Annotated in this window: 1 protein-coding gene; it reads left to right on the top strand. The window is 65.4% G+C overall.

Annotated elements, in window-relative coordinates; genetic code table 11:
• Positions 1–838, top strand: an 838-nt coding sequence (locus NG900_RS26560; RefSeq protein ID WP_252685379.1) for a porin, incomplete at both ends; no start/stop codon positions are given.

The following is an 838-nucleotide window of genomic DNA, read 5'->3' as shown; positions in this document are numbered from 1 at the left end:
AAGCTGGGCGCCTCTGCCCTGATGCTCGGGCTATCCGGCGTCGCTGCCGCGCAATCGAGCGTCACGCTCTCGGGCGTCATCGATACCGGCGTCAGTTGGACCAACCATGCCGGCAACGGCTCGCAGAGCCTGACGGGCATGTCTGACAGCATCCTGGGCGTGTCCAACTTCGGCCTCTCCGGCAAGGAGGACCTGGGTGGCGGCGTGAACGCGCTGTTCAACCTGCAAGCCGGCTTCAACCCGAGTTCGGGGCGCATGTCTTCCAACGGCACGCTGTTCTCGCGCAATGCGTATGTCGGCCTGAGTTCGTCGGCAGGCACGCTGACCGCCGGCAAGCAGTGGAACTTCAACGACGACTGGCTGGTGGGCAGCGTCTTCAAAGGGGGCTACAACTCGGGGGCGATCTTCAAGTTCAGCGAGTTCGACGCGATCAGCGAGATCTACAACAACACGCTCAAGTATGTGTCGCCATCATTCGGCGGCGCGCAGTTCGGCGCCATGTATGGCTTTGGCGAGCAGGCCGGTTCGTTTGCGCAGGGCTCGCTCTTCAACGTGGCGGCGCGCTACAACGGTGGCCCGCTGTACCTGGCGGCCACGTATGACCAGGAGCGCGACGTTAGCGGCAGCGGCTCCCTCTATAAGCTGATCACGGTCGGCGGCAGCTACACGTTTGGCGCGGCCAAGCTGCGGCTGGGTGCGGCCCGGGCCGACGTGGGCGGCGCGGGCACGTTCCAGTCGATCCCGAGCATGTCGGCGCGCAAGGCCACGGTCGTCGAAGGCGGCGTGGACTACGCCTTCACTCAGGCCTTCACCCTCTCGGGCGATGTGCTGTACCGGC

The sequence above is a fragment of the Ralstonia soli genome (genome assembly GCF_023955655.1).
GTDB classification, from domain to species: Bacteria; Pseudomonadota; Gammaproteobacteria; order Burkholderiales; family Burkholderiaceae; genus Ralstonia; species Ralstonia soli.
This window is presented reverse-complemented; position numbering and strand designations above follow the sequence as displayed.